The sequence below is a fragment of the Pelagibius sp. genome, from assembly GCF_965227505.1.
GTDB lineage: Bacteria > Pseudomonadota > Alphaproteobacteria > Kiloniellales > Kiloniellaceae > Pelagibius.
This window is the reverse complement of the sequence record NZ_OZ245757.1, coordinates 977,863-1,004,264: the sequence shown is the minus strand read 5'-3', so window position 1 is coordinate 1,004,264 and position 26,402 is coordinate 977,863. Positions and strand designations below refer to the sequence as shown.

Sequence of the window (26,402 nt, the reverse complement as noted above, 5' to 3'; positions counted from 1 at the left end):
TGGGCCTCCCAAGCCTCGGTATCCGGCCTGTCGACGACGTTACGGTGCAGGGTGCGCGTCGCCGGGACGGCCGCGTGCGATGGCGCGGCTGAGCAGAATGACCGGCGGGATGCCGACGGCGACAATGGTGAGGGCCGGCGTCGCTGCCTGGCTCAGCCGTTCGTCGGCGGCGAAATTGTGCGCCTGGACGGCAAGGGTGTCGAAGTTGAAGGGCCGCATCACCAGCGTCGCCGGCAGTTCCTTCATCACATCGACAAAGACCACCAGGCCCGCCGTCAGCATGCTGGGCCACATGATCGGCGCGTGCACCCGCAGCAGTGTCGCCAGTGGGCGCGACCCGAGGCTGCGCGCGGCGTCGTCCATCGACGGGCGGATCTTGCCCAGGCCGCTGTCCACCGTGTTGAGCGAAACCGCAAGGAAGCGCACCAGGTAGGCAAAGACCAACGCGGCGATGCCGCCGGTCAGGAGCAGTCCGCTCGAGATCCCCCAGGTTGCCCGCAGCCAGCCGTCCAGCGCGTTGTCGAAGGCGGCGAAGGGAATAAGGATTCCCACGGCAATAATGGTTCCCGGCAGGGCGTAGCCCATGGAGGCCAGCCGGTGCGAGGTCGTCACGAGCCAGCCGCCCTGGAGCCGACGGCCATAAGCCATCAGGGTGGCCAGGAGGACCGCCAGCACCGCCGTGATCAGAGCCAGGGTGAAGCTGTTACCGACAAGCTCGAAGTAGCGGCGGCCGAACTGCCCGTCGCCTGCCTCGAGGGCCATGAAGAACAGCACCGCAGCCGGCAGCAGAAAGCCGAGCAGCAGCGGCAGGAGACAGGCGCTGAAGGCTCCGAGCGCGGCCCAGCCGCCCAGGCGATAGCCGGGAAGCTGCTGGTACTTGTTGGTGGCTTGGTGAAACCGCGCCTTGCCGCGGCTTTGGGCTTCGAACAGCAGGACAGCGAAAACGAAGATCAACAGGATCGATGCCAGCTGTGCCGCCGTCGTGCGGTCCCCGAAAGCAATCCAGGCCCGCACGATCCCGGTCGTGAAGTTCGGAATGCCAAAGAAAGAGACCGTGCCGTAGTCCGCCAGCGTTTCCATCAGCGCGAGGGCCGTTCCTGCCACGATCGCCGGACGCGCCAGGGGCAGGGCCACCCGCCAGAAGCTGCGCCAGGGACCGCAGCCCAGGGTGCGGCTGACATCCAGGGCACAGACCGACTGATCGAGAAAGGCCGCGCGCGACAGCAGGTAGGCATAGGGATAAAGCACCAGCACGAGCATCGCGACGGCGCCGCCCAGAGAGCGGATCTCCGGGAACCAGTACTCGCGGAAGCTGAGGTCGGTGAGATCACGCAGCAGCGTTTGGACCGGCCCTGCCGGCTGCAGGAAGTCCGTATAGGCGTAGGCCATGACATAAGCCGGCATGGCCAGAGGCAGGATCAGCGCCCATTCGAAGACCCGCCGGCCGGGGAAGCGGCACATGGTCACCAGCCACGCTGTGCCGCTGCCGATGATGGGAACGCCCAGGCCGACCCCGATCACCAGCACAGCCGTATTAAAGATGTAGCGCGGCAAGACCGTCTCCGCCAAGTGGGACCAGGTCGCGCTGCTGGGTTGTGTGAGGCTGAGCAGTACACCCAGGATCGGAATCAGGAAGAGGGCGGCGACCGCGACGGAAGTCCAGGTCAAAGGCCCGCCGCGCAGCGGTCGGCGCCAGGCTCTCGCTGCTGCGAAGACGGCCGAACGGGCTCCGCCAAGCTCGGGGGATTTGGCGGCTGGTAGAGGTGAGGGCGAGAGGTTTGCCAAGAGTTCCGCCGTTTTGATCCGTATCCCCCTGGTCCTGAGGGGGCGGCTGGGTTGATAGGGGCGGGGCCGCAGAGGCGGCGCCAGACGGTCACGCACCAGTCATGCACCGGGCGTCCACCGGTTTCCGGTCCTGTGTTCTCGCCGGTGAGGCCTGACCGACCCCGCAGAGGCCCGTTGCGGAGCGCGCAGGAGAGTAACCGAGATTTCTGACAATGAGAAGCAGTCTCATGCTTCGAACCGCATAATCATTATGTCCGGTTGAATAGCATCAAAAGCGGCGATCTCAAGGGCCGAGGGGCAACCGGCAAATTGGCGCAAAAGCGCGCTAGCGTTAGAAAGCCAAGCCGTTTCCGGTGCTTAGGGATTCGCTTAGGTAAGGGGATCTTAATTTCTCTTTGCCACTGTCACGCAACAGTCTGGGGGCAAAGGTTAACAGGCCTGACCGCCCCTGTTGGTGGCCCGAATTCGGGCGAGCGTGGGACAGTGGCGATGGATGATCTTCTCAGTGAGTTTCTGACAGAAACCAACGAAAGCCTTGCGGAGTTGGACGTCGAGCTGGTGCAGCTCGAGCAGAACCCCAATGATCAGGAACTGCTGGGAAACATCTTCCGGCTGATGCACACGATCAAGGGTACCTGCGGGTTTCTCGGTCTGCCGCGCCTGGAAAGCGTTGCGCATGCCGGGGAGAACGTCCTGGGCAAGGTCCGCGACGGTGAAATCGAGGTTTCGCCCGAAGCCGTCACCCTGATCCTCGAATCCATAGATCAGATCCGCATCCTTCTCGAGCAGCTCGAAGCCACCGAAGCCGAGCCGGAAGGGGATGACTCCGATCTGATTGCGCGCCTGAACGCCTTTGCCGAAGGTGGTGGCGCCGCCGCACCGGCTGCTGCCGCGCCGGCCGAAGAAGAGCCGGCCCCTGAAGCGAGCGCCGAAACACCGGCTGAGGCGCCCGAGGCCGCAGCGGAGTCCGGCAGTGGCGAGGTTTCCCTGGACGAACTGGAAGCCGCCTTCAATGCGGCCAAGGGGCCGGAGGAACTGGCTGCCGAGGCCGCCGCCAAGGCCGCCGAAGAGGCCGGTGCGGAGCAGGCCGCTGAAGCGCCTGCCGAGGCCGCGGCTCCTGCGGAGGAACCAAAGGCTGCTGCCGAGGCGCCGAAGCCTGCGCCGGCCGCAGCCGACAAGGCCAAGCCGGCGGCGAAGAAGCCTGCCGAGGCCAAGGCTGCCGACGCCAAGAAAGAAGGCTCGGTCGCCAACCAGTCGCTGCGCGTGAATGTCGATGTGCTCGAGAACCTCATGACCATGGTTTCCGAGCTTGTCCTGACACGCAATCAGCTGCTTCAGATCCTGCGCAGCCAGAGCGAGAGCGAATTTGCCGCACCGCTTCAGCGCCTGAACCATGTCGTCTCCGAGCTGCAGGAAGGCGTGATGGCGACGCGTATGCAGCCGATCGGCAATGCCTGGGCCAAGCTGCCGCGTATCGTCCGCGATCTGGCGCACGAACTCGGCAAGAAGATCGACCTTGTCATGAAGGGCGCTGAGACCGAGTTGGACCGCCAGGTTCTGGAACTCATCAAGGACCCGCTGACGCATATGGTGCGGAACTCGGCCGACCACGGTCTTGAGATGCCGGCCGACCGCGTTGCCGCCGGCAAGCCGGAAACCGGCAGCGTCATCCTCAACGCCTTCCACGAGGGCGGCCACATCATCATCGAGATCTCCGACGACGGTAAAGGCCTGTCGAGCGAGAAGATCAAGGAGAAGTGCATCGACAACGGCCTGGCGAACGAAGCCGAGCTGGAGACGATGACCGAGCAGCAGATCCAGCAGTTCATCTTCAAGGCCGGTTTCTCGACGGCTGCGGCGGTCACCTCGGTGTCCGGACGCGGCGTCGGCATGGACGTGGTCCGCACCAATATCGAAAAGATCGGCGGTACGATCGAACTGACGTCGGTCGAGGGCCGCGGGACCAAGTTCGTGATCAAGATCCCGCTCACCCTGGCCATCGTTTCCGCCTTGATTGTCGAATGCGCGGGCGAGCGCTTTGCCATCCCGCAGCTGTCCGTGGTTGAACTGGTCCGCGCCTCCGCCCATACCGAGCACACGATCGAGCGGATCAACGACACTCCGGTCCTGCGCCTGCGCAACCGTCTGCTGCCGCTTGTCAACCTGCGCGACCTCCTGAAGCTCGAGGACCCGGCGGCGCCGGCCGAGCCTGAGGAAGCGCTGGAGGCCGACGACGAGGCCGTGGCGGTTGCCGCGCCGGAGACGGCCGACGACAAGCCGGCCGCGGAGACCAAGGACCCGGCCGTGGCCGGCGAAGACGGTGGCGAGGTGGAGGCCGGCGATGAGGAGGTCTTCATCGTGGTGGCGCAGATCGGCACCTATTCCATGGGCATCATCGTCGACCGTGTCTTCGATACGGAAGAAATCGTTGTCAAGCCGGTGGCGCCGATCCTGCGGGATATCCAGCTGTTCTCCGGCAACACGATCCTGGGCGACGGCAGCGTCGTCATGATCCTGGATCCAAACGGCATCGCGGCAACGACGGGCGAGATCTCCGTGGCCGAGGGGGCCGACGACGGTGTCAAGGACCGCCAGAGCGTCAGCAGCGAAGACAGCGTTGCGATGCTGGTGTTCCGCGCCGTCGACGACACGCCGAAGTCGGTTCCGCTGGCCCTGGTGGCCCGGCTCGAAGAGATCGATCTGGCCCAGGTGGAGTTCTCCAACGGCCAGTACGTGGTTCAGTACCGCGGTCAGCTGATGCCGTTGGTCCTGATGCAGTCCGGGCAGGAGCTCGGCAAGGAAGGCCGCCAGCCGGTGCTGGTCTTCGCCGACCGCAACCGGACCATGGGCCTGGTGGTTCAGGAAATCGTCGACATCGTCGAAGACCGGATGAACATCGAGTTGTCTTCCGACCGGCCGGGCTATATCGGCACCGCCGTCATCGACAACAAGGCAACCGATGTGGTTGATGCCGGCTACTACCTGACCCAGGCCTTCCACGATTGGTTTGCCGCCGAGCGGTCTTCCACCGGCGATGAGACCTCCGGCCGCCGGCTGCTGCTGGTCGACGACAGTCCCTTCTTCCGGAACATGCTGCAGCCGTTGCTTTCGGTTTCCGGCTACGACGTCATCTGCGTCGAGTCCGCCGATGCCGCCCTGGAGCTCTGCGAGGCTGGCGAGAACTTCGACGTCATCATCTCGGACATCGAGATGCCGGGCATGAACGGCTTCGATTTCGCCAAGAAGGTGACCACGGACTCACGCTGGTCGGACACGCCGATTGTCGCGCTGTCCAGCTTCTCGAACCCCGCAGACCTGGCGCGGGGGCGGGACGCCGGCTTCCGCGACTATGTCGCCAAGACCGATCGCGAAGCTCTTTTGAACACTTTGCACGACACGCTTGCTGATCTGAGAGGTGCGGCATGAGCAGCGAAAGCCAGACCCCGAACACAGAGGAGCACGGCGCCCTGGCCACGGCGTTCAGCGACACCGAGGACTTCGTCACCTTCGTGATTGCCGATCAGCTTTTCGGCATTCCGGTCCTCAAGGTTCAGGACGTGCTCTCCGCGCACAACATCACCCGCATTCCGCTGGCGCCGCCGGAGATTGCCGGCTCCCTGAACCTGCGCGGGCGTATCGTGACGGCCATGGATGTCAGGCTCCGTCTGGGCCTGCCGCCCAAGGAAAAAGCCGGCTCGATGAGTATTGTCGCCGAGCATGAAGGCGAGCTGTACAGCCTGATGGTCGACTCCGTGGGCGAGGTCCTCGCACTCAACGCCAGCGACTACGAGCGTAATCCCCCGACCCTGGATCCGAAGTTCCGGGACTACTCCGCGGGGATCTACCGTCTGGACGAGAAGCTGCTTGTCGTCCTGGACGTCAACCGCCTCTTGGATTACGAGCGGGTCCAGGCGGCCTAGCTCAGTCAACAGAAAAGTGGGGAACCCGGTAAGGCCAAAACGCGCTAGTCCGTCAAGGCCTACAACCGGAGAGGAAGTTGGAGCCGAGAAATGAAGTCTTGCTTGATCGTAGATGACTCCAAGGTCGTGCGTATGGTGGCGCGCAAGATCCTGGAAGGCCTGAGCTTCAGCACCGAAGAGGCGGAAGACGGTCAGAAGGCCCTCGAAGCCTGTCAGCGCAAGATGCCGGATGCGGTGTTGCTGGACTGGAACATGCCGGTGAAGAACGGCCTGGAGTTCCTGCAGGAACTTCGGGCGCTTGGCGGCAACGAACAGCCGGTTGTCGTCTTCTGCACAACGGAAAACGACATGAGCCACATTCGCCAGGCCCTGGAGGCAGGGGCGAATGAGTACATCATGAAGCCCTTTGACAGCGACATCATCGAGTCGAAGTTTACCCAGGTAGGCCTTATCTGATGCCAGATGCTAAAGCCGCGACGGGCGGCGGGGACCAGACGGGCGACGACCGCTTTCGGGTCATGGTCGTGGATGACTCCGCGGTCATCCGCGGTCTGTTGACACGGTCCCTGGAAGCCGACAACAGCATCAAGGTGGTGGCCTCCGTCGGCAACGGCGAGGCGGCCTTGAAGGCGCTGGAGCGGCAAACGGTCGACGTCATCATTCTCGACATCGAGATGCCGGTGATGGACGGCCTGACCGCGCTGCCCAAGCTGCTCGCTGCCCAGCGCGGTGTCCAGGTCGTCATGGCCTCGGCCTTGACGCGCAAGAATGCGGAGGTCAGCCTTCGCGCGCTTCAGGCCGGCGCGGCCGACTATGTGACGAAGCCGAGTTCGAGAAGCGAGCTGACCTCGGCCGATACCTTTCAGCGCGAGTTGACCGCGAAGGTCAAGGCCCTGGCCGGAGCCAACCGCAAGGCGCCGGCACCGCGCAGTTCTACGGCGCCTGCGGCGGCCGAGGCGCCTGCCGCAGCCAGTGGCAACCTCTACGGCGGCCGCCAGGTCGTTCTCCGCAAGGGGCCGATGGTCTGTCCGCGCATCATTGCGATCGGGAGCTCAACCGGAGGGCCCCAGGCGCTGCTGGAACTTCTCGGCGATATCGCGGCCAGCGTGAAGGTGCCCATTCTCATCACGCAACACATGCCGGCCACCTTCACCACCCTGCTGGCCGAGCACATCGCCAGGGCGACCGGCGTTCCCACCAATGAGGGCGTGGACGGCGAGATCATTCAGCCGGGCCGGATCTACCTGGCGCCCGGGGATTATCACATGGTCGTCGAGCGCGAGGGCACCGTCGACCGTATCAAGCTGAACCAGAACCCGCCCGAGAACTTCTGCCGGCCTGCGGTCGATCCCATGCTGCGTTCGATGGCGCCGCTTTACGGCTCCGGCCTGCTGACCATCATCCTGACGGGGATGGGCAGCGACGGTCAGAAGGGCTCGGCAGATGTTGTCGGGGCAGGCGGTTCTGTTATTGCCCAGGATGAGGCGACGAGCGTTGTTTGGGGTATGCCGGGGGCCGTGGCGACAAGCGGTCTCTGTTCGGAAGTCCTTCCGCTCAAGGAAATCGGACCCCAGGTCCGAAAGTTGATCATGAGGTCGGCGGCATGAACGTAGATGATTTTGAATATATCGCGCAGTTGCTTTACCAGCGCTCTGGTTTGGTTATTACGCAGGAAAAGGCCTATCTTCTGGAGAGCCGCCTGAACCCGGTTGCACGCAAGTGGGATCTGGACGGATTTGAAGCGCTGATCGCCAAGATGCGCAAGGAGAAGGACGAGCAAGTCATCGTGGATGTGACCGAGGCGATGACGACCAACGAGTCCTTCTTTTTCCGTGACAACCGGCCCTTCGAGCAGTTCAAGGACGTGGTCTTGCCGCACCTGCTGGAGACGCGCGGGGGTCAGAAGAAGATTCGCATCTGGAGCGCGGCCTGCTCCAGCGGACAGGAACCCTATACCCTGGCGATGATCCTGAAGGAGGAAGCGGCAAAACTGGCGGGTTGGACCGTCGACATCGTCGCCACCGACCTCTCGACGGAGATCCTCGGCAAGGCCAAGGAAGGGCTCTACTCCCAGTTCGAGGTTCAGCGCGGCCTGCCCATTACCCTGCTGATGAAGTACTTCACGCAGGAGGGCGACAAGTGGCGGATCAGCGACGAGATCCGGCATATGGTGAAGTTTCAGCCGTTCAACCTGCTGGACAGTCCTTCCGCCCTGGGCCGTTTCGATGTGATCTTCTGCCGCAACGTTCTGATCTACTTCGATCAGGAAACCAAAGGCCAGGTGCTCGGGCGCCTGGCGCAGATTATGCCCAATGACGGCTTCCTCTATCTTGGGGGGGCCGAAACCGTGCTCGGCATCTCCGATGCTTTCGAGGTGATTCCGGGACAGCGGGGCATCTATCGTCTGTCGGACACTCCGGCAGAGCTTGACCGCAAGGCCGGCTGACGCATCAGCGAACATCGATACAGCAGATACAGAAAGGGCCGGCTCCCGAAGGAAGCCGGCCCTCTGTTTTGTGGCGCCTCGCCTAGCCGGCGCTCAAATCGTGCCTCACGCGTTGGCCGCCTGCTTCGTGGGCTCGCTGCCTTCGGCGTTGACCGGATCGCGCAGCACATAGCCGCGGCCCCAGACGGTTTCGATGTAGTTCTCGCCGCCGGTCGCGTTCGCCAGCTTCTTGCGCAGCTTGCAGACGAAGACATCGATGATCTTCAGTTCAGGCTCGTCCATGCCGCCGTAGAGATGATTGAGGAACATCTCCTTGGTCAGGGTCGTGCCCTTGCGCAGGGAAAGGAGCTCGAGAATGCCATACTCCTTACCGGTCAGGTGAAGGGGCTGGCTGTCCACCTCGACGGTGCGGGTGTCCAGGTTCACCGTCAGCTTTCCGGTGGAGATCACCGAGTCCGAATGGCCCTTGGAGCGGCGCACGATGGCCTGAATGCGCGCAACCAGCTCTCGCTTGTCGAACGGCTTGGTCAGGTAGTCGTCGGCACCGACGCCCAGACCCTTGATCTTGTCGTCCAGGCCCGAGAGGCCGGAGAGGATCAGGATCGGCGTCTTCACCCGTGCCGCCCTCAGGCGGCGCAGGACCTCATAGCCGTCCATATCCGGCAGCATGAGATCCAGGATGATGATGTCGTAGTCGTAAAGTTTGCCGATTTCCAGGCCGTCTTCGCCCATATCGGTGGTGTCACAAACATAACCTTCCGACCGCAGCATCATTTCAATGCCCTGTGCGGTCGCGGTATCGTCTTCGACAAGCAGAACTCGCATGATGTTTGACCTAAAGCCCGTATAGTTCGCCTGAGACTTGATTATTAACCATTTTGCCGAACCTTTGTTAATAAATTCTTACCGGCGCTGCTTGGGGGCAACTGTTTGGCTGCTTTCGGGCATTTTTGTGCGATCCGGCCCCCGTTCCCCGGATTTTACCCAACCTTAAGTCCGATCGCCGACACTTGCCCGAGAGGTGAGTTTCATCGGGTCTTGCACCCCTCCAAGGTCGATCGACAGATGGTTGTTTCCGCATTTGTTAAGGAAATCGGTCAAGTGGCGGACTACCGTCTTTATGGTCGCGTCGCCGGAATTCTTGGCCTTCTGGTCGAGGTGGCCGGCCTCGACCAGGCCCTTTCCATTGGATCGCGCTGTGCCGTTACCGCTAGGGGCGGGCGCAGGGTCGTCTGCGAGGTGATCGGATTTCGCAACAAACGCGCCCTGCTGATGCCCTTCGGGTCGCTGGAGGGTGTCGGTCTGGGCTGCAAGGCCGAGGTTCTGGAAAGCGAGCCTGCGGTCCGGCCGACCGCGGCCTGGCTCGGGCGCGTCGTCAACGCCATGGGCGAGCCGATTGACGGCAAGGGGCCACTGCCCAGCGGGCCCCTCGCTTATGCCTTGCGCAGCGCGCCCCCGCCGGCACACAGCCGGATGAGGCTCGGCGGCAAGATCGATCTCGGCGTGCGCGCCATCAACACATTTCTGTCCTGCTGCAAGGGCCAGCGCATGGGCATCTTTGCCGGATCGGGTGTCGGCAAGTCGGTGCTGCTGTCGATGCTGGCCCGCTACGCCAAGGACGACGTCAACGTGATCGGCCTGATTGGAGAGCGGGGCCGCGAGGTCCAGGAATGGCTCGAGGACGACCTGGGTCCGGAGGGCCTTGCCCGCTCGGTCGTGGTGGTGGCGACCTCCGACGAGCCGCCGCTGATGCGCCGCCAGGCGGCCCACCTGACGGTAACCCTCGGGGAGTACTTTCGCGATCAGGGCCAGGACGTTCTCTGCCTGATGGACTCGGTGACCCGCTTTGCCATGGCTCTGCGCGAGATCGGCCTCTCCGCCGGAGAACCGCCGGCCAGCAAAGGCTACACGCCCTCGGTCTTTGCCGAGTTGCCGCGGTTGCTCGAGCGGGCCGGGCCCGGCATCGACCGCGGCTCCATCACCGGCCTCTTCACGGTTCTGGTGGAAGGCGACGACCACAACGAACCGATCGCCGATGCGGTGCGTGGTATTCTGGACGGACACATCATCCTGGAGCGCGCGGTTGCGGAGCGGAACCGCTTTCCCGCAATCAACCTGCTGCGCAGTGTGTCGCGCACGATGCCGGGCTGCAACAGCGATGGCGAGAACAGCCTCGTCGACCGTGCGCGCGGGCTGCTCTCCACTTACGAAAACATGGCCGAGTTGATCCGCATCGGCGCCTACAAGCAGGGCAGCGATCCGGCGATCGACGAGGCGATCCAATACTATCAGGCCATCGAAGACTTTCTCGGGCAGAGAAAGGAAGACTGCAGCACGCTGGCCGAGGGCTATGCACAGCTTGCTGCGCTGCTTGGACTGCCCGATCCCGCGACAGAGACGGCAGCCCCGGGGGAGGGGCAAGACAGCCTGCCGGAGGACGGCGGCGCGGCGCCTGAGGCGGCGCAGGGCCCATCCAGCGGCGAGACTGCCGAGGCGGCCGCGGCAGCCCTGCGTGTCCGCAACCGGGCCGAAGACCTTGAGAAGCGACGCCAGCGCATGACCGAAGCGTTGAACCTGCGGCGCAGCAAGAAAACCTCCGCGGCAGCGGGGGCGGCCCCGGATGTCGAGGCAACGAGATAAGACGTACCTTCAGGAGATAGAAGATCGTGGCGGCTCTAAATCAATTGATGCGTCTGCATCGTTGGAACCTGGATGAAAAGCGGCAGAAGCTGGCCGAGCTTGAGCGCCTGCGCGAGCGCCTGCAAGGGAACGTCGAGGCTCTGGAAGACGAACTGAGGCGCGAAAAGGAGGCGGCGGCCCGCGCAGATGTGACCAGCATCTCGCTGCCGGCCTTCATCCGCGCGACCCTGGAGCGTCGCCAGAAGATCGAGGAGTCGGTTGCCGAAGTCGACCGTTCGATCAGCGCCGCGCGCGAAGAGATCGCTGACGCTTTTCAGGAACTGAAGAAGTACGAGACGGCTCACAACAACCAGCGCCGGCGCGAGGCCGAGAAGCAATCCAAGCGTGAGCAGGTCCTGGCCGATGAGACCGGGCTGGAGATACACCGTCGCCGCGCCGCCGGGGCGGACTGACGCCCACACGCCCGCTGCCGGGCAGTCGATAACCGCTGGGCAGTCGATAACCGCCGCGCGTTAGCCCCCGGCCGGCCCGCGATCGACACGGCGATCGATACCGGCGGACAGCCGGTGTTCCACCTTAGACTTCGAGCACCGGCTCCAGGCCGCCGGGCTTGGTGGCCGGATGAATGTGCTCCCAGTCCTGGGAGGTCTGGAACAGCAGCTGCCCGCGATAGCCGGCGATTGCATTCGTTTCTTCAAAGAGCGCCAGGAGATCCGCGCGCAGCGGAGGCGAGAGGCGCTGGCGACTGCGCAGGATGAGGTCGAATTGCTGGCCGCGGATCAGACCGTCGAGTTGCAGTTCGCCGTGACGCCTGAGTTCCAGTTCCAGCACAAAGCGCGTGGCAGTCTCCTCGCCCGCGGCGCCGGCCTGGCCGCCACCGTCATGCTGGCGGAAGAACAGCCGCAGCTCGCGCAGGCCCTGATCGCTCCAGACCGGGATCTGAAACATCCGCCAATCGCCGCTTGCCGCTTCGACGCTGCGGCTGAGCCCTGTCAGTTCCCGGCCGAGACGGTCCAGGAACTCGCTGCGCTCGCCCCGCTCCAGCGCAGCGGCCGGTCCGGCCAGCCACGCCAGCGGGTTGCCCTGATTGATGGCGGTCAGAAAGAACAGCAGCCCGGAGCTCAGCCGGGGGCTGACCTGGGGGAGCGCGCGCAACAGTGCCTCGGCCTGGGCCGGCGGCAGATTGGCAAGCAGGGTGTCCTCCAGACCCTCCGGCGTGGGCCAGGCGACGGAGAGCCCGGGCGGCAGAGCGGGTGGGCGGCCGCCCTCCGGCAGCAGGATTTCCAGCGACACGCTGCTCCCGGGGGGCAGATCGATGGGCGCCTTCAGGGTAATGCTGCCCAGCGGCGTGTGGAGGATCGTTGGGGCGCCGGCTGCCTTGGTGGTCACCAGCCCGGTCAGGCGCAGCGTCCTGCCGTCTGCCGCCTGGGTCGCCGGGGCGTCCGGGGCGGGCGCGGGCGCGCCAGGCGCTGCGGCATTGATACCCGCCGGCGTCGCACCTGCGGCCTGGGCGGCGCCCGCTGCGGTCATGCCCTGAAGGGCGGCTGTCACGTTGCGCCCTGCGCCGATGGCCGAGGTCTGCGGCGCCAGGCGGAGTCCCGGCTCGCCCCCGGCGCTGTTGGTACCTTGCGCGGCGGGCTGCTGCCGGGGGACGCCGGCGACCGCGCCGGCTGTTCCACCGCCCTGTCCGCCCGCAGACGTCAGCGGTTGGCCCGGAGGCGCCGGCTGCGGGCTGTTGCCGCCCGGGTTGACGGTGGGCGCCGGGGGGGCGGGCTGGCCCGCCGGCCCCGGGGTGCTGCCCGGGCTGGGAGATCCGCCCGGGCCGGCGGCAGCCGGTGCGGTGCCGCGTTGTGGCGTTGCGATGGCGAGGATGCGCAAGAGCAGCTCGCTGCCGGGTTCGGCGCTGGGCAGCCCGGCGAGTAGGGGCAGCGGCGGAGCCGTCTGCAAGACCGCGCGAAGCAGGGAGGCGCTGGAAACAAAGTCGGCGATGAGTTGGGGCACCGCCGCCGGCCGGACGCCTGGGCCGGCCGGGCCGCTGACCAAAGCAGGCCGTGCCGTGTCGTCTCCGCCGACGGGCGCCTGGGCCGCGCCTTCCACGGGGATGACGCTGAGGCCAGCCTGGGTGCCGCCTGCGCGCACCTGGAGGATCACTTCGCTGCCGACCGCCAGGCTGCGGGCGACTGCGAGTTTCACGACGGCGAGCTTGGTCTGGATGAGCAACTGCCCGGCTTCGTCCTGGCCGATCACCTGCCCGCGCAGCAACTGGCCCGCGCTCAGCCGGGCGACCTCGGGGGCGGGGTCGACGAGGCGGGCGGCGATCTCGGGGATGGCGGTCGGCAGCGCGCGCGCCGCGCCTGGACTTACTCCGGAGGTGAAGCTGCGCATCGCTCCGCTCCGCCTGGCCTATCCCCGCTGCCGCAGATGCTGAGCCAGCTTCTCGACGTCGCGGGCTGCATCGCTCACGGGGTGGCGGGTGAGGGTGGGGATCTGATGGCGGATCGCGTCCTTGACCCGTGGGTCGCGGCGCACGACGCCGGCGAGCGGCGGCGAAATCTTCAGGAAGGACTCGCAGGCCTTCAGCAGGGTCGCGTAGGTCCGCTCTCCTTCGGCGGGCGAGCCGGCCATGTTGATGACGATGCGGATATCGGCCTTGGGGTCCTGGCGATGGGCAAGCTTGATGAAGGCATAGGCATCGGTCAGGGAGGTCGGTTCGTCGGTTGCCACGATCAGACTGGTCGCAGCCAGGGCTGCAAGCTGGCGCACGCTGCGCTCCAGCCCGGCGCCGAGGTCCAGGACCACGCGGTCGTAGCCGGGTGCAAGCGCGGCGAGGTCGCGCAGCAGGGTCGAGAAGCGGGGTGCGGCAAGGCCGGCGAGACCGCCGCTGCCGGAGCGTCCGGCAATTACGTCGAAGCCGCCTTCGGGATGTGCGGTCGCGGCCTCCGCCAGGCTGTACTGACCGGAAAGGGCGCCGCTGAGGTCCCGCCCGGGCTGCAGCCCCAGTTGAATGTCGACATTGGCGAGACCGAGGTCGCCGTCGAAAAGAAGGACCCGGCGGCCGTCCTTCGCAAGGGCCTGTGACAGCGTGACGGAGAGCCAGGTTTTGCCGACACCCCCCTTGCCCGAGGCGATGGCGATCATGTTGGCGCAACGCTGGAGCTTTTTCGCAGTCTCGATCACGGGTGCTTCAATCATCGTCTCATTCCGCCGCCATGAGGGTGGTGGGCTCGAAAGGTTCGCAGGTGCTGAGGAGCCGTGCGAGGGATACGGGATTGGCCGGCACCAGCCCGGCACCGATATGCCGGGAAACGCCGGCGGCCAGGAACGACAGGCCCCCGGCATGGGCGGCGGCCATCACGCCGCCGAAGCGGCGTGCGGCGTCCAGGCGCGTGGGGATCAGGGCGGTTGCGCCCAGTTCGCCGTAGGCAAGGCCCGCGTCTGCGGCCTCCGCCGGATCGCCGCCGGCGGAGAGCACGACCGCCAGCCGTGCCCCGGCGGCTTCCGCGGTGTCGCCGAGTTCGCGCAGTTCGACCTCATCGAAGGGGTTGCTGCCGATCGTGTCGATAACCGCCATCTCGTCCGGTTTGCGCTCGCGGACCGCCTCGGCCACCGCCTCGGGCCCGGCGGCGCAGATCAGTCGGGCGCCCAGAGCCTCGGCGAAGGCCTCCGCCTGCGCCCGCCCGCCCGCCTTGTCGGCATCCATGGTGACCAGGAGGCTGCTTGCACCGGCCAGACGGGCGCAGGCGCAGAGCTTGGCCGCCGTAACCGACTTGCCGGCACCGGAGGGGCCGACCAGCATGAGAGGCCGGTCGGAGCCAACCTCGGCCAAGGGCTGGAAGCCCAATTCGTGATCCAGGGCCGCGGCCAGGGCCATGACCCAGTCGTCGATCAGCAGGCTGCTTGCCGTGTTCAGCAGGCGGTCGGCCAGTCCGCGCGGTACACGGTGGTGGTCCAGAACGGCTGCAATCCGGTCTGCCTGCTGCAGTTCCCCGTAGAGGGCCTCCGGCGCGGCCCCGTCATCGGCCGCACTCTCGATCGCTGCCGTGACCTTGACGCCTTCGCCGTCGTCGTCCTGGGTCGAGAGGATGATCGCCTCTTCCCCCAGCGCGGCGCGCACTTTGTCCATGGCCTCAGGCAGGGTACGGCCGGTGAAGCTGCGGAGCAGCATCAGATCTGCCCCAGCGTCTTGATCTTCGCCTTGGCATGCACCTCATTCTGAGACAGCACGACAGTCGACGGACGGAAGCGCTCGACGATGGAACGGACAAAGGGACGGACCGGGGGGCTGGTCAGCAGCACCGGGCTCTCGCCCAGCATGGCATGGCGCTCGAAGGTCTGGCGCACGGCGGTAATGAACTCCTGCAGGCGCGTGGGCGCCATGGAGAGCTGGCGGTCCTCGCCTTCGCCGATGATCGCCTCGGCAAAGGACTGCTCCCACTCCGGCGACAGCGTCACCATGGGAATGAAGCCCTCGGCGTTCGCCTGTTCGTTGGAGATCTGCCGGGCGAGCCGGGCGCGGACGTGTTCGGTGATCAGCGTCACGTTGCGGGTGTAGCCGCAGGCCTCGGAGACGCCTTCCAGGATGGTCGGCAGATCGCGGACCGACACCCGCTCGGCCAGCAGGTTCTGCAGAACGCGCTGCAGTCCCCCGACGGTGATCTGGTTCGGAATCAGGTCGGCGATCAGTTTCTGCTGTTCGCTTTCCTGTTCGTCCAGCAGCTTCTGCGTTTCCGCATAGGACAGAAGCTCGGACATGTTTTCCTTGATCGTTTCGGTCAGGTGGGTGGTCACAACCGTCGGGGGGTCGACCACCGTGTAACCGCGGAAGAGCGCTTCCTCGCGGCTCGACTCGTCGCACCAGAGCGCCGGCAGTCCGAAGGTCGGCTCGACCGTGTCTTCGCCTGGCAGCGGGATCTTCTCGCCGCGGGGGTCCATGACCAGCAGCATGTTGGGGCGCAGCTCGCCGCGGCCTGCCTCGATCTCCTTCACGCGGATGACGTAGGTGTTCGCGGGAAGCTGGAGGTTGTCCTGTATGCGCACGGAAGGCATGACAAAGCCGATCTCCTGCGCCAGCTGGCGGCGCAGGGATTTGATCTGGTCTGTTAGTCGCTGGCCGCCCTGCCCGTTGATCATCGGCAGCAGGCCATAGCCGAGCTCGAGGCGGACGTGGTCGATCTGCAGGGCCTGGGCGATCGGTTCCTCGGCCACCGGGGCCGTCGCCTCTGCTGCCGCGACCTGGGCCTGCTCGGCAGCGGCGTTGGCATTGCGCCGGCTGGCGAGCCAGGCGAAGCCGCCGGCGATGCCCGCCAGCGTCAGAAAGGGGAGGGCGGGGATGCCCGGCAGCAATGCCAGGGCCAGCATGAGAAAGGATGAGAGGCCGAGGGCCAGGGGATAGCCGCTGAGCTGACCGACCACGGCTTTGTCCATCGATCCCGTCTGGGCGGACTTGGTGATCAGGAGGCCCGCCGCGGTGGAGACGATGAGCGCCGGGATCTGGCTGACCAGCCCGTCGCCGACGGTCAGCAGCGTGTAGGTCTCCGCCGCTTCGCCGAAGCTCAGGTCTTGCTGGGCGACGCCGATGATCATGCCGCCGATCACATTGATGAAGGTGATCATGAGACCGGCAATGGCGTCCCCGCGGACGAACTTGGCCGCGCCGTCCATGGAACCGAAGAAGGTGCTCTCGTCTTCCAGCTCCTTGCGCCGGGCCCGCGCAGAGGCTTCGTCGATCAGGCCTGCGGACAGGTCGGCGTCGATGGCCATCTGCTTGCCCGGCATGGCATCCAGGCTGAAGCGCGCGGAGACCTCCGCGATGCGCCCGGAACCCTTTGTAATTACTATGAAATTCACGATCACCAGGATGCCGAAGATGATGATCCCGATGATGAAGCTGCCGCTCATGACGAAGTTGCCGAAGGCTTCGATCACCTTGCCGGCGGCATCGGTACCGCTGTGGCCCTCGGACAGGATGAGGCGCGTCGAGGCCAGGTTCAGGGCGAGACGCATCATCGTCGCGATGAGCAGGACCGTCGGAAACGAACTGAATTCGAGCGGTTTTCCGATGAACAGGACAGTCATCAGGATCAACACGGAGAAGGCCATGGAGACGGCCAGCGAGATGTCCAGCATCCAGCTCGGCATCGGCAGGATGAGGACCACGAGAATCGTCGTCACGCCAAGCGCCAGGGCGACATCGCCGCGCTTGAGCATGTTGAAGGCGCCGGCTAGCTGATTGCCGCCCGACGAAGTTCCTTCTGCGTTGGACTCGGCCATCTTGGCTCTCGTGCCGCTTTATCCGCTTTCGTTCAAGCCGGTGTCGTCCGTTCGTTGTCGCCGGGCATCGGCACCGCAATGCCGTCCTGGCTGTAGAGCTTCAGCTTGTTGCGCAGCGTGCGGATCGAAATTCCCAGGATGTTGGCCGCATGGGTGCGGTTGCCCAGGCAGTGCTGCAGGGTATCCAGGATCAGGTCCTTTTCCACATCCGCCACAGTGCGCCCGACCAGGGCCTTCACGTCGCCCGCGGCCTGACCGTCGGCTCCCGTCTCCGCTTCTGCGCCCTCAGGTTCCTTTCCTGCGGAGGGGCGGAGGCTCTGGCCGGTCAGGATGATGGCGCTGGCATCGATTACGCCGTCACGCGACAGCAGGACGGCGCGATGCATGGTGTTCTCGAGCTCGCGGACATTGCCGCGCCAATGGTGTCCGGCGAGAACGGCCTGGGCCTCCGCTGTCAGCTCGAGCGAGGGCATGCCGTTGGCCTCCGCATACTTTGCGGTGAAGTGCTGGGCCAGAATGGGGATGTCCTGGGGACGCTCCCGCAACGACGGCAGCGGAATGTTGACGACGTTCAGCCGGTAGTAGAGATCCTCGCGGAAGTTGCCTTTGGCGACCTCTTCTTCCAGGTTGCGGTTGGACGTTGCGAGCAGGCGGATATCGACCTTGATGGGCTGTCCGCCGCCGACGCGATCGATTTCCCGCTCCTGGATCGCGCGCAGCAGCTTGGCCTGAAGGCGCGGATGCATTTCCGAGATCTCGTCCAGCAGCAGGGTGCCGCCGCTGGCCTCCTCGAACTTGCCGACCCGGCGCGTGACCGCGCCGGTGAAGGCGCCCTTCTCGTGGCCGAAAAGCTCGGATTCCAGCAGGTTCTCGGGAATCGCCGCGCAGTTCACGGAGATGAAGTGCTGGGCAGCGCGCTTTGACTTGCTGTGGAGGAAGCGGGCCATGACCTCTTTACCGGTGCCGGATTCACCGGTGATGAGGACGCTGGCATCCGACGGCGCCACCTGCTCTGCCAGACGCAGCACATCGCTCATCGCAGGATCGCGGAAGACGACCGTGCTGGTCTCCTCGGCCACGGCGGAGAGGACTGCGGCGATCAGCTCCGCATCGGGGGGCAGGGGGATGTACTCCTGCGCGCCCGCGCGGATGGCATCGGCGGCGGCCGAAGGCTCCGGGCCGATGCCGCAGGCGACCACCGGGACGGCGATGCGCTCGGACTCCAGGCTGGCACAGAGGCTGCCGATGTCGAGGCTGACCTCGACCATCACCAGGTCGGCGCCCTGGCCCGACCGGAGGGCATTCATGGCCCCCGAGACGTCGTCGACATGAGCGACCTTGGCGCCGCTTTGCAGGGCGAGTTTCCCCGCCGTAGCAATATGTCCGTCCAGTGTTCCTACAATGAGAAGCCGCATGCCTTCTCTCCACGTCCTAACTGTTGAATCCGGTAATCACTGTTAACTGAAATAATCAACTCTCTCACGGGGCGCCAAAACGGTGTTCAGCAGCAGTTCAAGCCGCCGCGGGTTTTCCTGTCGGCTGATCGAGGCTGCGCCGATGGTGTAGATCTGTCGCACGGCCAGTTCGATCCGGGCGTTGCGCTCGAGCTTGGTTGCCAGCGGCGTGAACACCATGTTTGCCAGCACGGCGCCATAAAAAGTCGTCAGCAGCGCCACGGCCATCGCCGGGCCGATGGCCGAAGGGTCATCGAGATTGCCCAGCATCTGCACCAGGCCGATCAGCGTGCCGATCAATCCCATGGCCGGCGCGACTTCACCCGCGCGGCGCAGCACGCCAGCCGAGCGCAGATGACGGTCGTAGGTTGCTTGGCTTTCCTGAGACAGAATGCGCTCCACCTCCTCGGCGGGCAGGCCGTCGACCACAAGCGTGATGGCGCGGTGCAGGAAGGGGACGCCTATCAGGTCGTCGGTGACGTTCTGCAGCGCCAGACGCCCGCGTTTGCGTGCGAGATCCGCCAGATAGAGCGCCTGCAGCACGGCGTTGTCGGGCGACTCCGAGTTGTAGACCGCGGCGCGCAGCATCAGGCCCTGCGACTGCCCGATCTCGGTCAGGCTGAAGGAGACGGTGGTGACCAGGAAGGTGCCGCCGATCACGATCAGCACCGCGGGAATATCCAGAAAGGCGGAGGGCTGGCCGCCGAGCACCATGGCGCCGGCGATCATTGCAAAGGCGCCGCTGACACCCAGCAAGGTGGCGAAGTCAACGGTCGGGCCGATCCGCGGCGCCTGGGGCGCTGCGGCGGGCTGCCGACTGCTGCTCGTGGTGTCCACGTTCGCCATGGTTTCGAGGATCTCCGCCCGATGCCGCCTAGCTGCGGTCGACCTTGATGATCTCGGTCATGGTGACGCCGAGGTGTTCCTCGACCACGACGACCTCGCCGCGCGCCACCAGCCGATTGTTGACATAGATGTCAATCGCCTCGCCGACCTTGCGGTCGAGCTCGACAACCGCGCCGCGGCCCAGTTTCAGAAGCTGGCTGACCTGCATGTTCGCCTTGCCGAGGACGGCGGAAACCTGGACGGGGATGTCATAGACCGCCTCCAGTTCCTTGGCGTTGGTCGGCGGCCGGCCACCGTCGGGCAGCTGGCCGGTGTCTTCCTCCTCGGGAGCCGGCTCCGGGTTGCCGACGTCGAGGTCGGCCAGGTCCAGGCTGTCTTCTTCGGTCATTTAAGACCTCCTCTCAACATGACGCCGCTAGGCGGTTTTCGCCCGCCGCAGCGGCTCGACGGCGGCCGGCGGGGGCGTCTGCGGTTCTTCTGCGGCCTGCGGTTCGGCGGCCTTCGAGGCCTTGCCCTGCGCTTCCGTCTCGTGGCCGAGGGTTCTCTCGATGATGGCGTCGATCTCACGCCACAACGCGGCCAGATCGCGTTCCGCGCCGCCATCGGCCCATTCAACCCGGATGTCGCCCGGGCTGAGACGGTCGTCCGCGAGGAACACCAGGGCGCCGTTGAAGCCGCTGCGCTTGACGCAGCCGTCCAGGTGCAGCTTGAGGGCATCGAGGTCCTGGTCGGCCGCACGCACCACGAGGCGCGGCTCGTCGCGCAGGCGTTCCAGGCAGTCCTCGACAACGGCTTGGATTTCCGTCTGCGCCTGACTTTCGCTGAGGCGCGGGAACAGCTTTCGCACCACCGCCATCGCGGCGGTCAGGGTTTCCCGGTGGGTGGTGTCCACCTTTTCGTTCATTTCGGTGGAAAGTGCCTCGAACTTCGCGGAAAGCTGGGCCAGCTGCTCGGCGGTGCGCTGCGCGATGCCGCGTTCGGCCTCTGCTTCGCCGATGGCCTTGCCTTCCGCGAAGGAGGCCTGTTTGGCGGCGGCGAGTTCTTCTTCGCTGAAGGTCGGGGCAGGGGGCTCTTCCGGTTCCGCTTCCTCGGCAGCCCGTGCCTGCGCCGCGCCTGACAGCACATTCGGCTCGAAGGAGGTTTCGAACAGGAACTTGTCGTGAGTGTCCATGGCTGATTGCCGAACCGCCTAGTAGACGAGTTCGTCCTCTCCCTTGCTTTCGCTGATCACGATGTCCCCCCTTTCGGCGAGATCCTTGGCCGTGGTGACCATGTACATCTGCGCCTCGTCGACGTCCTTGAGGCGTACCGGCCCCATGGACTGCATGTCCTCCTTCATGATCTTTGCCGCGCGCTCCGACATGTTCGAGAAGAAGAAGTCGCGCAGCGATTCCGAGCAGCCCTTCAGGGCGATGGCCAGCTTGTCCTTGTCGGCGGCGCCGAGCAGGGTCTGGATACCGCCAGGGTCCAGGTTTCCGAGATCCTCGAAGGTGAACATCAGAGCCTTGATGCGCTCGGCGGAATCCCGGTTGCGTTCCTCCAATGCCGTGAGAAAGCGCGACTCCAGCGTGCGGTCCAGGTAGTTGAAGATGTCCGCCATCAGCTCGTGGGAATCCCGGCGGTTGGTCTTCGCCAGGTTCGACATGAACTCGTTACGCAGCGTGCGCTCGACGTCGTCCAGCACCTCTTTCTGGACGGCTTCCATGCGCAGCATGCGCATCACCACTTCCATGGCGAAGGGTTCGGGCAGAACGCCGAGCACCTTGGCGGCATGCTCCGGCTTGATCTTGGAGAGCACGACGGCGACGGTCTGCGGATACTCGTTCTTCAAGTAATTGGCCAGCACCATCTCGTTGACGTTGGCCAGCTTGTCCCACATGGTGCGCCCGGCAGGACCGCGGATTTCCTCCATGATGCCCTCGACCTTTTCCTTGTCGAGGACCTTGCTCAGCAGGCGTTCTGTGCTGTCGTAGTTGCCGATCACAGAGCCGGTGGTGGAGATGCGGTCGGCAAACTCCACAAGCATCTGCTCGATTAGTTCGGACGTGACGGTCCCGAGATTCGCCATGGCCTGCGACAGCTCGCGAATCTCGTCGTCTTCCATCATGCTGAAGAGGCGCGCCGCATTATCCTCGCCAACCGCAAGCATCAGCAGCGCGGCCTTGTCCGGTCCGCTCATACTCTGGATGTCTTCGCGCGCCATCGCAGCTCCTCCAGGCTAGGCGTCGGCGTAGAGCCAGCCGCGGATGATCCCGACCGCCTCTTCCGGATGTTTCTCGATGATCTCGCCGATCTTCCGGATAGAAGATGCCCGGACCCGGCCCGAGACCTGGTTCAGGTCGATCATCTGATCGATTTCACTGGCTACGTTGCTGTCGGCAAGCTCGCCGCCACCGCCGTCGACCATCGTTGCCACGGTGGTTGTGGGATCGCCGGGCAGGCGCGGTACCGGCTGCCCGTCCGGCCCGGTAAGGACAGGCTGAGGGCTGCCGTCGGGCAGCAGCCCGGGCGCCCCTTCGCCGCCTTCGGCTTCGTCGACTTCGAGCAGGCGGCCGAGCAGAGGCCGGACCACCAGAAGCAGAACCAGGACGGCGACCACACCCAGAACCAGCAGCTCGGCAGCGCGCATCAGGTCGGCCTTCGCGAGACCGAGGAAACTCGTCTCGACGATCCCCTCGGAGCCTTCGAGCTCGATAAAGGGCATCTCCACGACTTCGATGGTATCGCCGCGGGTCTCATCGTAGCCGACAGCCGAGCGCACGAGCGAGGCAATCTTCTCCATCTCCTCCTGCGTGCGGGCTTCGTAGGCCGATTGGCCTTCTTCGTTGGTCACCGATCTGCCGTTCACCATCACCGCAACGGAAATGCGCCGGACCAGGCCGGCCTCGCGGATGTGGGTCTTGACGGTCTTGGTGATCTCGTAGTTGACGGTTTCTTCCGTGCGCGAAGTCTGGCTCTGGCTGCCGCCGCCCTCGTCGAGGTCGGGCAGGGCGTCAGGCAGATTGTTGCCGACGGTGACGCCGGCGGGCGCTCCGTCCTGGCTGTTTGCCTGCTCTTCCACCACCTGCGTGGAGCGGACAACCTGGCCGTCCGGATCGAAGATCTCCGCGTTCTCGGTGATGCGGTCGAAGTCCATCTCGGCGGAAACCTGTGCGCGGACGTTGCCGGCACCCAGGGAGCGCGACAGCAGTTCTTCGATCGTGCGGACCATGCGGGCCTCAAAGCCCACCCGCATCTCTTCGGCCCGGGAAGCCGACTGCTCCAGGTCGCCTTCGGCCGCACCCCGCGCCAGCAGCGTTCCGCTGTCGTCGACGATTGACACCATGTTCGGTTTCAGCCCCGGCACTGCCGCAGCCACCAGGTGCTGGATCGCCGAGACCTGCTGACGGTCGATGCCGCGGGCGCCGCCGAGCATCAGCACGATCGAGGCGCTGGGATTCTGCCGTTCGCGACTGAACAGCTCCCGGCGCGGCAGAACCAGATGCACCCGGGCCTGCTTCACGTTTGAAACCGACCTGATGGTGCGTGCCAACTCGCCTTCAAGGGCGCGGACATGATTGATGTTCTGGACAAAGTTGGTCGTGCCCAGCCCTTCCGAACGGTCGAAGATCTCATAGCCGATCGAGCCACCGCTCGGCAGACCTTCTTCAGCGATCACCAGACGCGTGCGGCCGACCTGGTCATGTGGCACCAGGATCTGTCCGCCGTCTTCGGAGATGCGGTAGGGCACGTTCATCTGTTCCAGACGCGCAGTGATCTGTCCGCTGTCCTGCGCATCGAGATCGGCGTAAAGCAGTGCCATCTCGGGCGATGCCAGGCGGCTTGTCAGATAAATGAAGAAGGCAATGATGCCCGCGGCAACCGCAGCCATTGTCCCCAGGCGCGCGGGGCCCAGGTTTCTTAGCGTCTCAAATAGAGAGTTCAAAGTTTACCGTCCTGAAACTCTAACGACCGCAATCAGAGCCTTCGACCAGAGGCTCCATCGAACCAGCGTTTATCAGTTCATCGCTTTGGCTGGCTTACGTTTTTTAGGCTAGGGGCTTCCGGTAAAGGCGCCGTTAACAGCGGGCAATATTTGCCTACTCGATGGGAAGTTTTTTCCCGCCCGGCGCGGGCGCGGGAACGGCGTGGGGCCGAGAAAGGAGCGGGGCCGCGAAGGGGGCGGGGACCAGACAGCGGAAACCCCGCCGGAGGCCTGCGGCGGGGCTGTCAGATTGGCTGGGAGGGGCTGGCTGGCCCCCGATCGGTCCGGTGCGGGTCTGAGGGGGCGGGTTTGAGGGTGCGGGTCTGAAGGGAGCGGCGTGGACCGCCCTAGGCTTGCTGAGGCAGCTTCAGGAACCCGAACGGTTGTCGTCGGATTTCTCGGGCGGGCTGCTGCGGCCGGCAACGCGGCGGTACTGCTGCAGGCGGGTGGTGCGAAGGCCGCGCATACCATGCTTGTCGATGAGGCTCTGCCAGGACAGGAACTCCTCGACCGAAAGGTTGTAGCGCTCGCAGGCCTCTTCCAGGGTCAGGAGCCCGGCGCGCACGGCGGTCACGACCTCGGCCTTGCGGCGGATCACCCAGCGCCGCGTTGACGGCGGGGGCAGGTCGTCAAGGGTCAGCGGCTTGCCTGCCGGACCGATGATGTTGCTCGGCCTACCTGAGCTGTCGGAATACATCAACAAGTTCCCGTGGTTCATCACACTCTCTCTGTGCCGGTCAGGATAGGCGTGCCCTGTTTAAAATTCGCTAAATCAGGTAGTTAAGGGTTGCTTTAGAGATCTTGAAGGCTTCCTTAAGGACCCGAACCACCGCAGGCCTCAGGGCTTGCGGTCGCTCGGGTCCGGTGGCGTTAACCTATCGCTTCACGCGGATCAGCTCTTCAAGCATGTCATCTGCCGTTGTGATCACCTTGGTGTTTGCGGAGTAGGCCCGCTGGGTGATGATCATCTTTGTGAACTCCTCGGCCAGGTCCACGGTGGAGGATTCCAGCGCCGCCGGGGCGATATCGCCGGCCCCGCCGTTGCCCGCCAGGTTCAGCTGGAAGTTACCGGAGCGGTTGGTTTCCAGGTAGACGTTGCCGGTGCGGGCCTCCAGGCCATTGGGGTTTCGGAACATACCGAGAGGCAACTGGTAGATATCCAGTCTCTGCCCGTTGTCGAAGAGCGCTGTCACAATCCCCTGTTCACTGATTGTTATGCCGGTGTAGTTGCCGAAGCGCACACCGTCCTGATCGATGTTGGAGATGGTGAAATCGCCCGCGAACTGGGTCAGGCCGTCGGTCGCGCCCACCGTACCCAGGTCCAGGGTGATCGTGGCGTTGCCGGCGCCGGTGGTGAAGCCGGTCAGCGTGATGCTGGGGGCTGCCGGCGTGAAGGCCGAAGGCGTACCGTCAGTGGCGAAGGTGATGGTGCCGGTACCGGCTGCCGTACCGGAAGCCGTTGCCCCGCCATCCAGCGTCGGGTTGCCGGCAGTCCAGGTCCAGGTGTTGGCTGCGGTCTTGGTGAAGGTGATGTCCATGTCGTGGGCATTACCCAGGGAATCGAAGACCTGCGCTGTGACCGAGAAGGAGTTGCCCGGCGCGGTCGTCGGTGCGGTGGAGGGCAGGTTGACGCCCAGGGCGATGTTGGTCGTGGCCGCCGCGCTGCCCGAGAGGTTGGAGATGTTCACCGTCTGCAGACCGGTGAAGGTGCTGGCGCTGGGCGGGGCGGCGGTGTTGCGGATGTCATAGCCCTGCAGGAAGTAGCCGGCGGCGTTCACCAGGTTGCCGTTCTGGTCAGGATTGAACGATCCGGCACGGGTGAAGTAGTAATCGTCGCCGAAGCCGGGGTTTGCCGACTCGTTGACCACGAAGAAGCCCTGGCCCGCCACCGCCAGATCGGTGCCGGAAGCCGAGCCCTGCAGAAGGCCCTGGCGGTCGATGAAGGAGTAGGGCGAGGAGCTCACGCCGCCCGGCGTGTGAGTCGTATCGGTCGCCGCCTGGGTAACCAGGGTCGAGAAGCGCGCGCTCACGCCCTTGTACCCGATGGTGTTCACGTTTGCGATGTTGTCGGAGATCATGCCCAGAGCATTGCTCTGAGCGGCTAGACCCGACACACCGGCAAACATTGCGCCGTAAATACTCATGACATCGTCTCCTTGGTTACAACCGGTGTGGCGCCGTTTTCCTCTGCGCCCCGGATCCGATTTCCGTTCTTGAAGTCTCGTTGCATCTTGTCTCGTTCCGGCGTCAGCTCATGGTCCGTTAGCTGTCAGCCGGCGGATCGCTGTTCTCGTCTGCAGGTGGATCAGTGTCTCCATCCGGTGGAGTATCGCTGTCTCCATCCGGCGGCGCGTCGCTACCACCATCGGGCGGTGTGTCGCCGCCTCCGCTGTCGGCGGTCTGCTTGATGGTCAGGACTTTCCTGAGTTCGATCTCCAGTTCTCCGATCTCCAGGACGACCTCGCCGTTGACCACCTTGACGCCGGTCACTTCGCCGGCTGTGCCCTGAACAAGAGGCACAGGGTTCTCGTCACCGTCGATTGCCGTGACCAGGAAGCCGTAGAGCCCGTCGTCCAGCGGGTCGCCGTCGTCATCCAAACCGTCCCAGACGATCTCGTGCTCGCCGACCGCGGTCTTGCCTTCCAGAGTGCGCACGGTCTCGCCCTGTTCGTCGATGATCAGGATGTTGACTTCGGAGGCGTTGCCGCCGAGCGCGTAGTTGACTGTTGCGTTGCCGTCTTGAAGCATGAGGACGATACCGTCCGCCGACACGGTTTTTCCGATATAGGAGACTGCGTCGTTGAGCTGGCTTGTGTTCTGCAGATTGATCAGCGCGTCCAGCTTGTCGTTGGTGGCGATCGCCTGTTCGACGCCGGTGAACTCGACAAGCTGGGAGGTGAACTCGTTGGTGTCCATCGGGTCCAGCGGGTCCTGATACTGCAACTGGGTGGTCAGCAGCGTCAGGAAGGTATCGAAGGTCTCGGCCAGGGATGTGCCGTTTGTCAGACCCCCGTTGCTGCTGGAGTCAACAAAGGGGACACCGTTGACCGGACTGCGTGTTTGGGTGATGTCCATAT

The 26,402-nt window shown here is 64.9% G+C and carries 21 protein-coding genes and 1 pseudogene; 7 read left to right on the top strand and 15 right to left on the bottom strand.

Features of this window, described 5'->3' with window-relative positions; genetic code table 11:
- Positions 1–39: 39 nt before the first annotated feature.
- Positions 40–1,668 (bottom strand): ABC transporter permease, encoded by a 1,629-nt coding sequence (locus ACO06P_RS04790; RefSeq protein WP_420348866.1) that lies wholly within the window; start codon positions 1,666–1,668, stop codon positions 40–42.
- Between the two features lie 606 nt (positions 1,669–2,274).
- Here ACO06P_RS04790 and ACO06P_RS04785 point away from each other — a divergent pair.
- The 5 genes from ACO06P_RS04785 to ACO06P_RS04765 all read left to right on the top strand — a co-directional run bounded on the left by ACO06P_RS04785 (position 2,275) and on the right by ACO06P_RS04765 (position 8,151).
- On the top strand, positions 2,275–5,211 hold the full coding sequence (locus ACO06P_RS04785; protein WP_420348865.1) for a chemotaxis protein CheW: 2,937 nt from the start codon (positions 2,275–2,277) through the stop codon (positions 5,209–5,211).
- Positions 5,208–5,705 (top strand): chemotaxis protein CheW, encoded by a 498-nt coding sequence (locus ACO06P_RS04780; RefSeq protein WP_420348864.1) that lies wholly within the window; start codon positions 5,208–5,210, stop codon positions 5,703–5,705. Before ACO06P_RS04785 ends, ACO06P_RS04780 begins: the two co-directional genes overlap by 4 nt.
- A 90-nt stretch (positions 5,706–5,795) precedes the next feature.
- A complete protein-coding gene (locus tag ACO06P_RS04775) occupies positions 5,796–6,161 on the top strand; it encodes a response regulator (protein ID WP_420348863.1) in 366 nt (121 codons plus the stop codon).
- Positions 6,161–7,312: a protein-glutamate methylesterase/protein-glutamine glutaminase gene (locus ACO06P_RS04770; RefSeq protein ID WP_420348862.1), complete on the top strand. Its 1,152-nt coding sequence runs from the start codon at positions 6,161–6,163 to the stop codon at positions 7,310–7,312. The genes ACO06P_RS04775 and ACO06P_RS04770 overlap by 1 nt, the downstream gene beginning before the upstream one ends.
- Positions 7,309–8,151 (top strand): CheR family methyltransferase, encoded by an 843-nt coding sequence (locus tag ACO06P_RS04765; protein WP_420348861.1) that lies wholly within the window; start codon positions 7,309–7,311, stop codon positions 8,149–8,151. The genes ACO06P_RS04770 and ACO06P_RS04765 overlap by 4 nt, the downstream gene beginning before the upstream one ends.
- 105 nt (positions 8,152–8,256) lie before the next feature.
- On the opposite strand, the gene ctrA is transcribed toward ACO06P_RS04765, so the two are convergent.
- Complete coding sequence (gene ctrA, locus ACO06P_RS04760) at positions 8,257–8,976, bottom strand: response regulator transcription factor CtrA (protein WP_420348860.1); 720 nt, start codon at positions 8,974–8,976, stop codon at positions 8,257–8,259.
- A gap of 240 nt (positions 8,977–9,216) precedes the next feature.
- On the opposite strand from ctrA, the pseudogene fliI reads away from it, so the two are divergent.
- Positions 9,217–10,533 (top strand): annotated as a pseudogene (gene fliI, locus ACO06P_RS04755) (flagellar protein export ATPase FliI); the annotation flags it as partial.
- A 284-nt stretch (positions 10,534–10,817) separates the two neighbouring features.
- A complete protein-coding gene (locus ACO06P_RS04750; protein WP_420348859.1) occupies positions 10,818–11,243 on the top strand; it encodes a flagellar FliJ family protein in 426 nt (141 codons plus the stop codon).
- 124 nt (positions 11,244–11,367) lie between these two features.
- Here the strand turns inward: ACO06P_RS04750 and ACO06P_RS04745 are convergent, their stop codons facing one another.
- From ACO06P_RS04745 to ACO06P_RS04685, 13 genes are all read right to left on the bottom strand, one after another.
- Complete coding sequence (locus ACO06P_RS04745; RefSeq protein ID WP_420348858.1) at positions 11,368–13,176, bottom strand: hypothetical protein; 1,809 nt, start codon at positions 13,174–13,176, stop codon at positions 11,368–11,370.
- Between the two features lie 18 nt (positions 13,177–13,194).
- Positions 13,195–13,983: a MinD/ParA family protein gene (locus ACO06P_RS04740; RefSeq protein WP_420348857.1), complete on the bottom strand. Its 789-nt coding sequence runs from the start codon at positions 13,981–13,983 to the stop codon at positions 13,195–13,197.
- 4 nt (positions 13,984–13,987) lie between these two features.
- Positions 13,988–14,956, bottom strand: coding sequence for a GTPase (locus ACO06P_RS04735; protein WP_420348856.1), 969 nt, complete (start codon positions 14,954–14,956; stop codon positions 13,988–13,990).
- Entirely contained in the window at positions 14,956–17,061 is a 2,106-nt protein-coding gene (flhA, locus tag ACO06P_RS04730; RefSeq protein WP_420348855.1) for a flagellar biosynthesis protein FlhA, read from the bottom strand. Before flhA ends, ACO06P_RS04735 begins: the two co-directional genes overlap by 1 nt.
- 32 nt (positions 17,062–17,093) lie before the next feature.
- Positions 17,094–18,476, bottom strand: coding sequence for a sigma-54 interaction domain-containing protein (locus ACO06P_RS04725; protein ID WP_420348854.1), 1,383 nt, complete (start codon positions 18,474–18,476; stop codon positions 17,094–17,096).
- A gap of 42 nt (positions 18,477–18,518) precedes the next feature.
- Positions 18,519–19,361 carry a motility protein A gene (locus tag ACO06P_RS04720; protein ID WP_420348853.1) on the bottom strand — a complete coding sequence of 281 codons (843 nt, stop codon included), beginning with the start codon at positions 19,359–19,361 and terminating at the stop codon, positions 18,519–18,521.
- 28 nt (positions 19,362–19,389) lie between these two features.
- On the bottom strand, positions 19,390–19,749 hold the full coding sequence (gene fliN / locus ACO06P_RS04715) for a flagellar motor switch protein FliN (protein ID WP_420348852.1): 360 nt from the start codon (positions 19,747–19,749) through the stop codon (positions 19,390–19,392).
- Positions 19,750–19,776: 27 nt separating this feature from the next.
- Positions 19,777–20,532, bottom strand: a complete 756-nt coding sequence (locus ACO06P_RS04710) for a FliH/SctL family protein (RefSeq protein ID WP_420348851.1) — start codon at positions 20,530–20,532, stop codon at positions 19,777–19,779.
- An 18-nt stretch (positions 20,533–20,550) separates the two neighbouring features.
- The gene (fliG, locus tag ACO06P_RS04705) at positions 20,551–21,564 is read right to left on the bottom strand and encodes a flagellar motor switch protein FliG (RefSeq protein WP_420348850.1); all 1,014 of its coding nucleotides are present in this window, start codon (positions 21,562–21,564) and stop codon (positions 20,551–20,553) included.
- Between the two features lie 15 nt (positions 21,565–21,579).
- Positions 21,580–23,232 carry a flagellar basal-body MS-ring/collar protein FliF gene (gene fliF, locus ACO06P_RS04700; RefSeq protein ID WP_420348849.1) on the bottom strand — a complete coding sequence of 551 codons (1,653 nt, stop codon included), beginning with the start codon at positions 23,230–23,232 and terminating at the stop codon, positions 21,580–21,582.
- A 460-nt stretch (positions 23,233–23,692) separates the two neighbouring features.
- Positions 23,693–24,022 (bottom strand): DUF1153 domain-containing protein, encoded by a 330-nt coding sequence (locus ACO06P_RS04695; protein WP_420349699.1) that lies wholly within the window; start codon positions 24,020–24,022, stop codon positions 23,693–23,695.
- A gap of 178 nt (positions 24,023–24,200) precedes the next feature.
- Complete coding sequence (flgE, locus tag ACO06P_RS04690; RefSeq protein ID WP_420348848.1) at positions 24,201–25,469, bottom strand: flagellar hook protein FlgE; 1,269 nt, start codon at positions 25,467–25,469, stop codon at positions 24,201–24,203.
- 118 nt (positions 25,470–25,587) lie between these two features.
- Complete coding sequence (locus ACO06P_RS04685) at positions 25,588–26,400, bottom strand: flagellar hook assembly protein FlgD (protein ID WP_420348847.1); 813 nt, start codon at positions 26,398–26,400, stop codon at positions 25,588–25,590.
- Between the last annotated feature and the right edge of the window lie 2 nt (positions 26,401–26,402).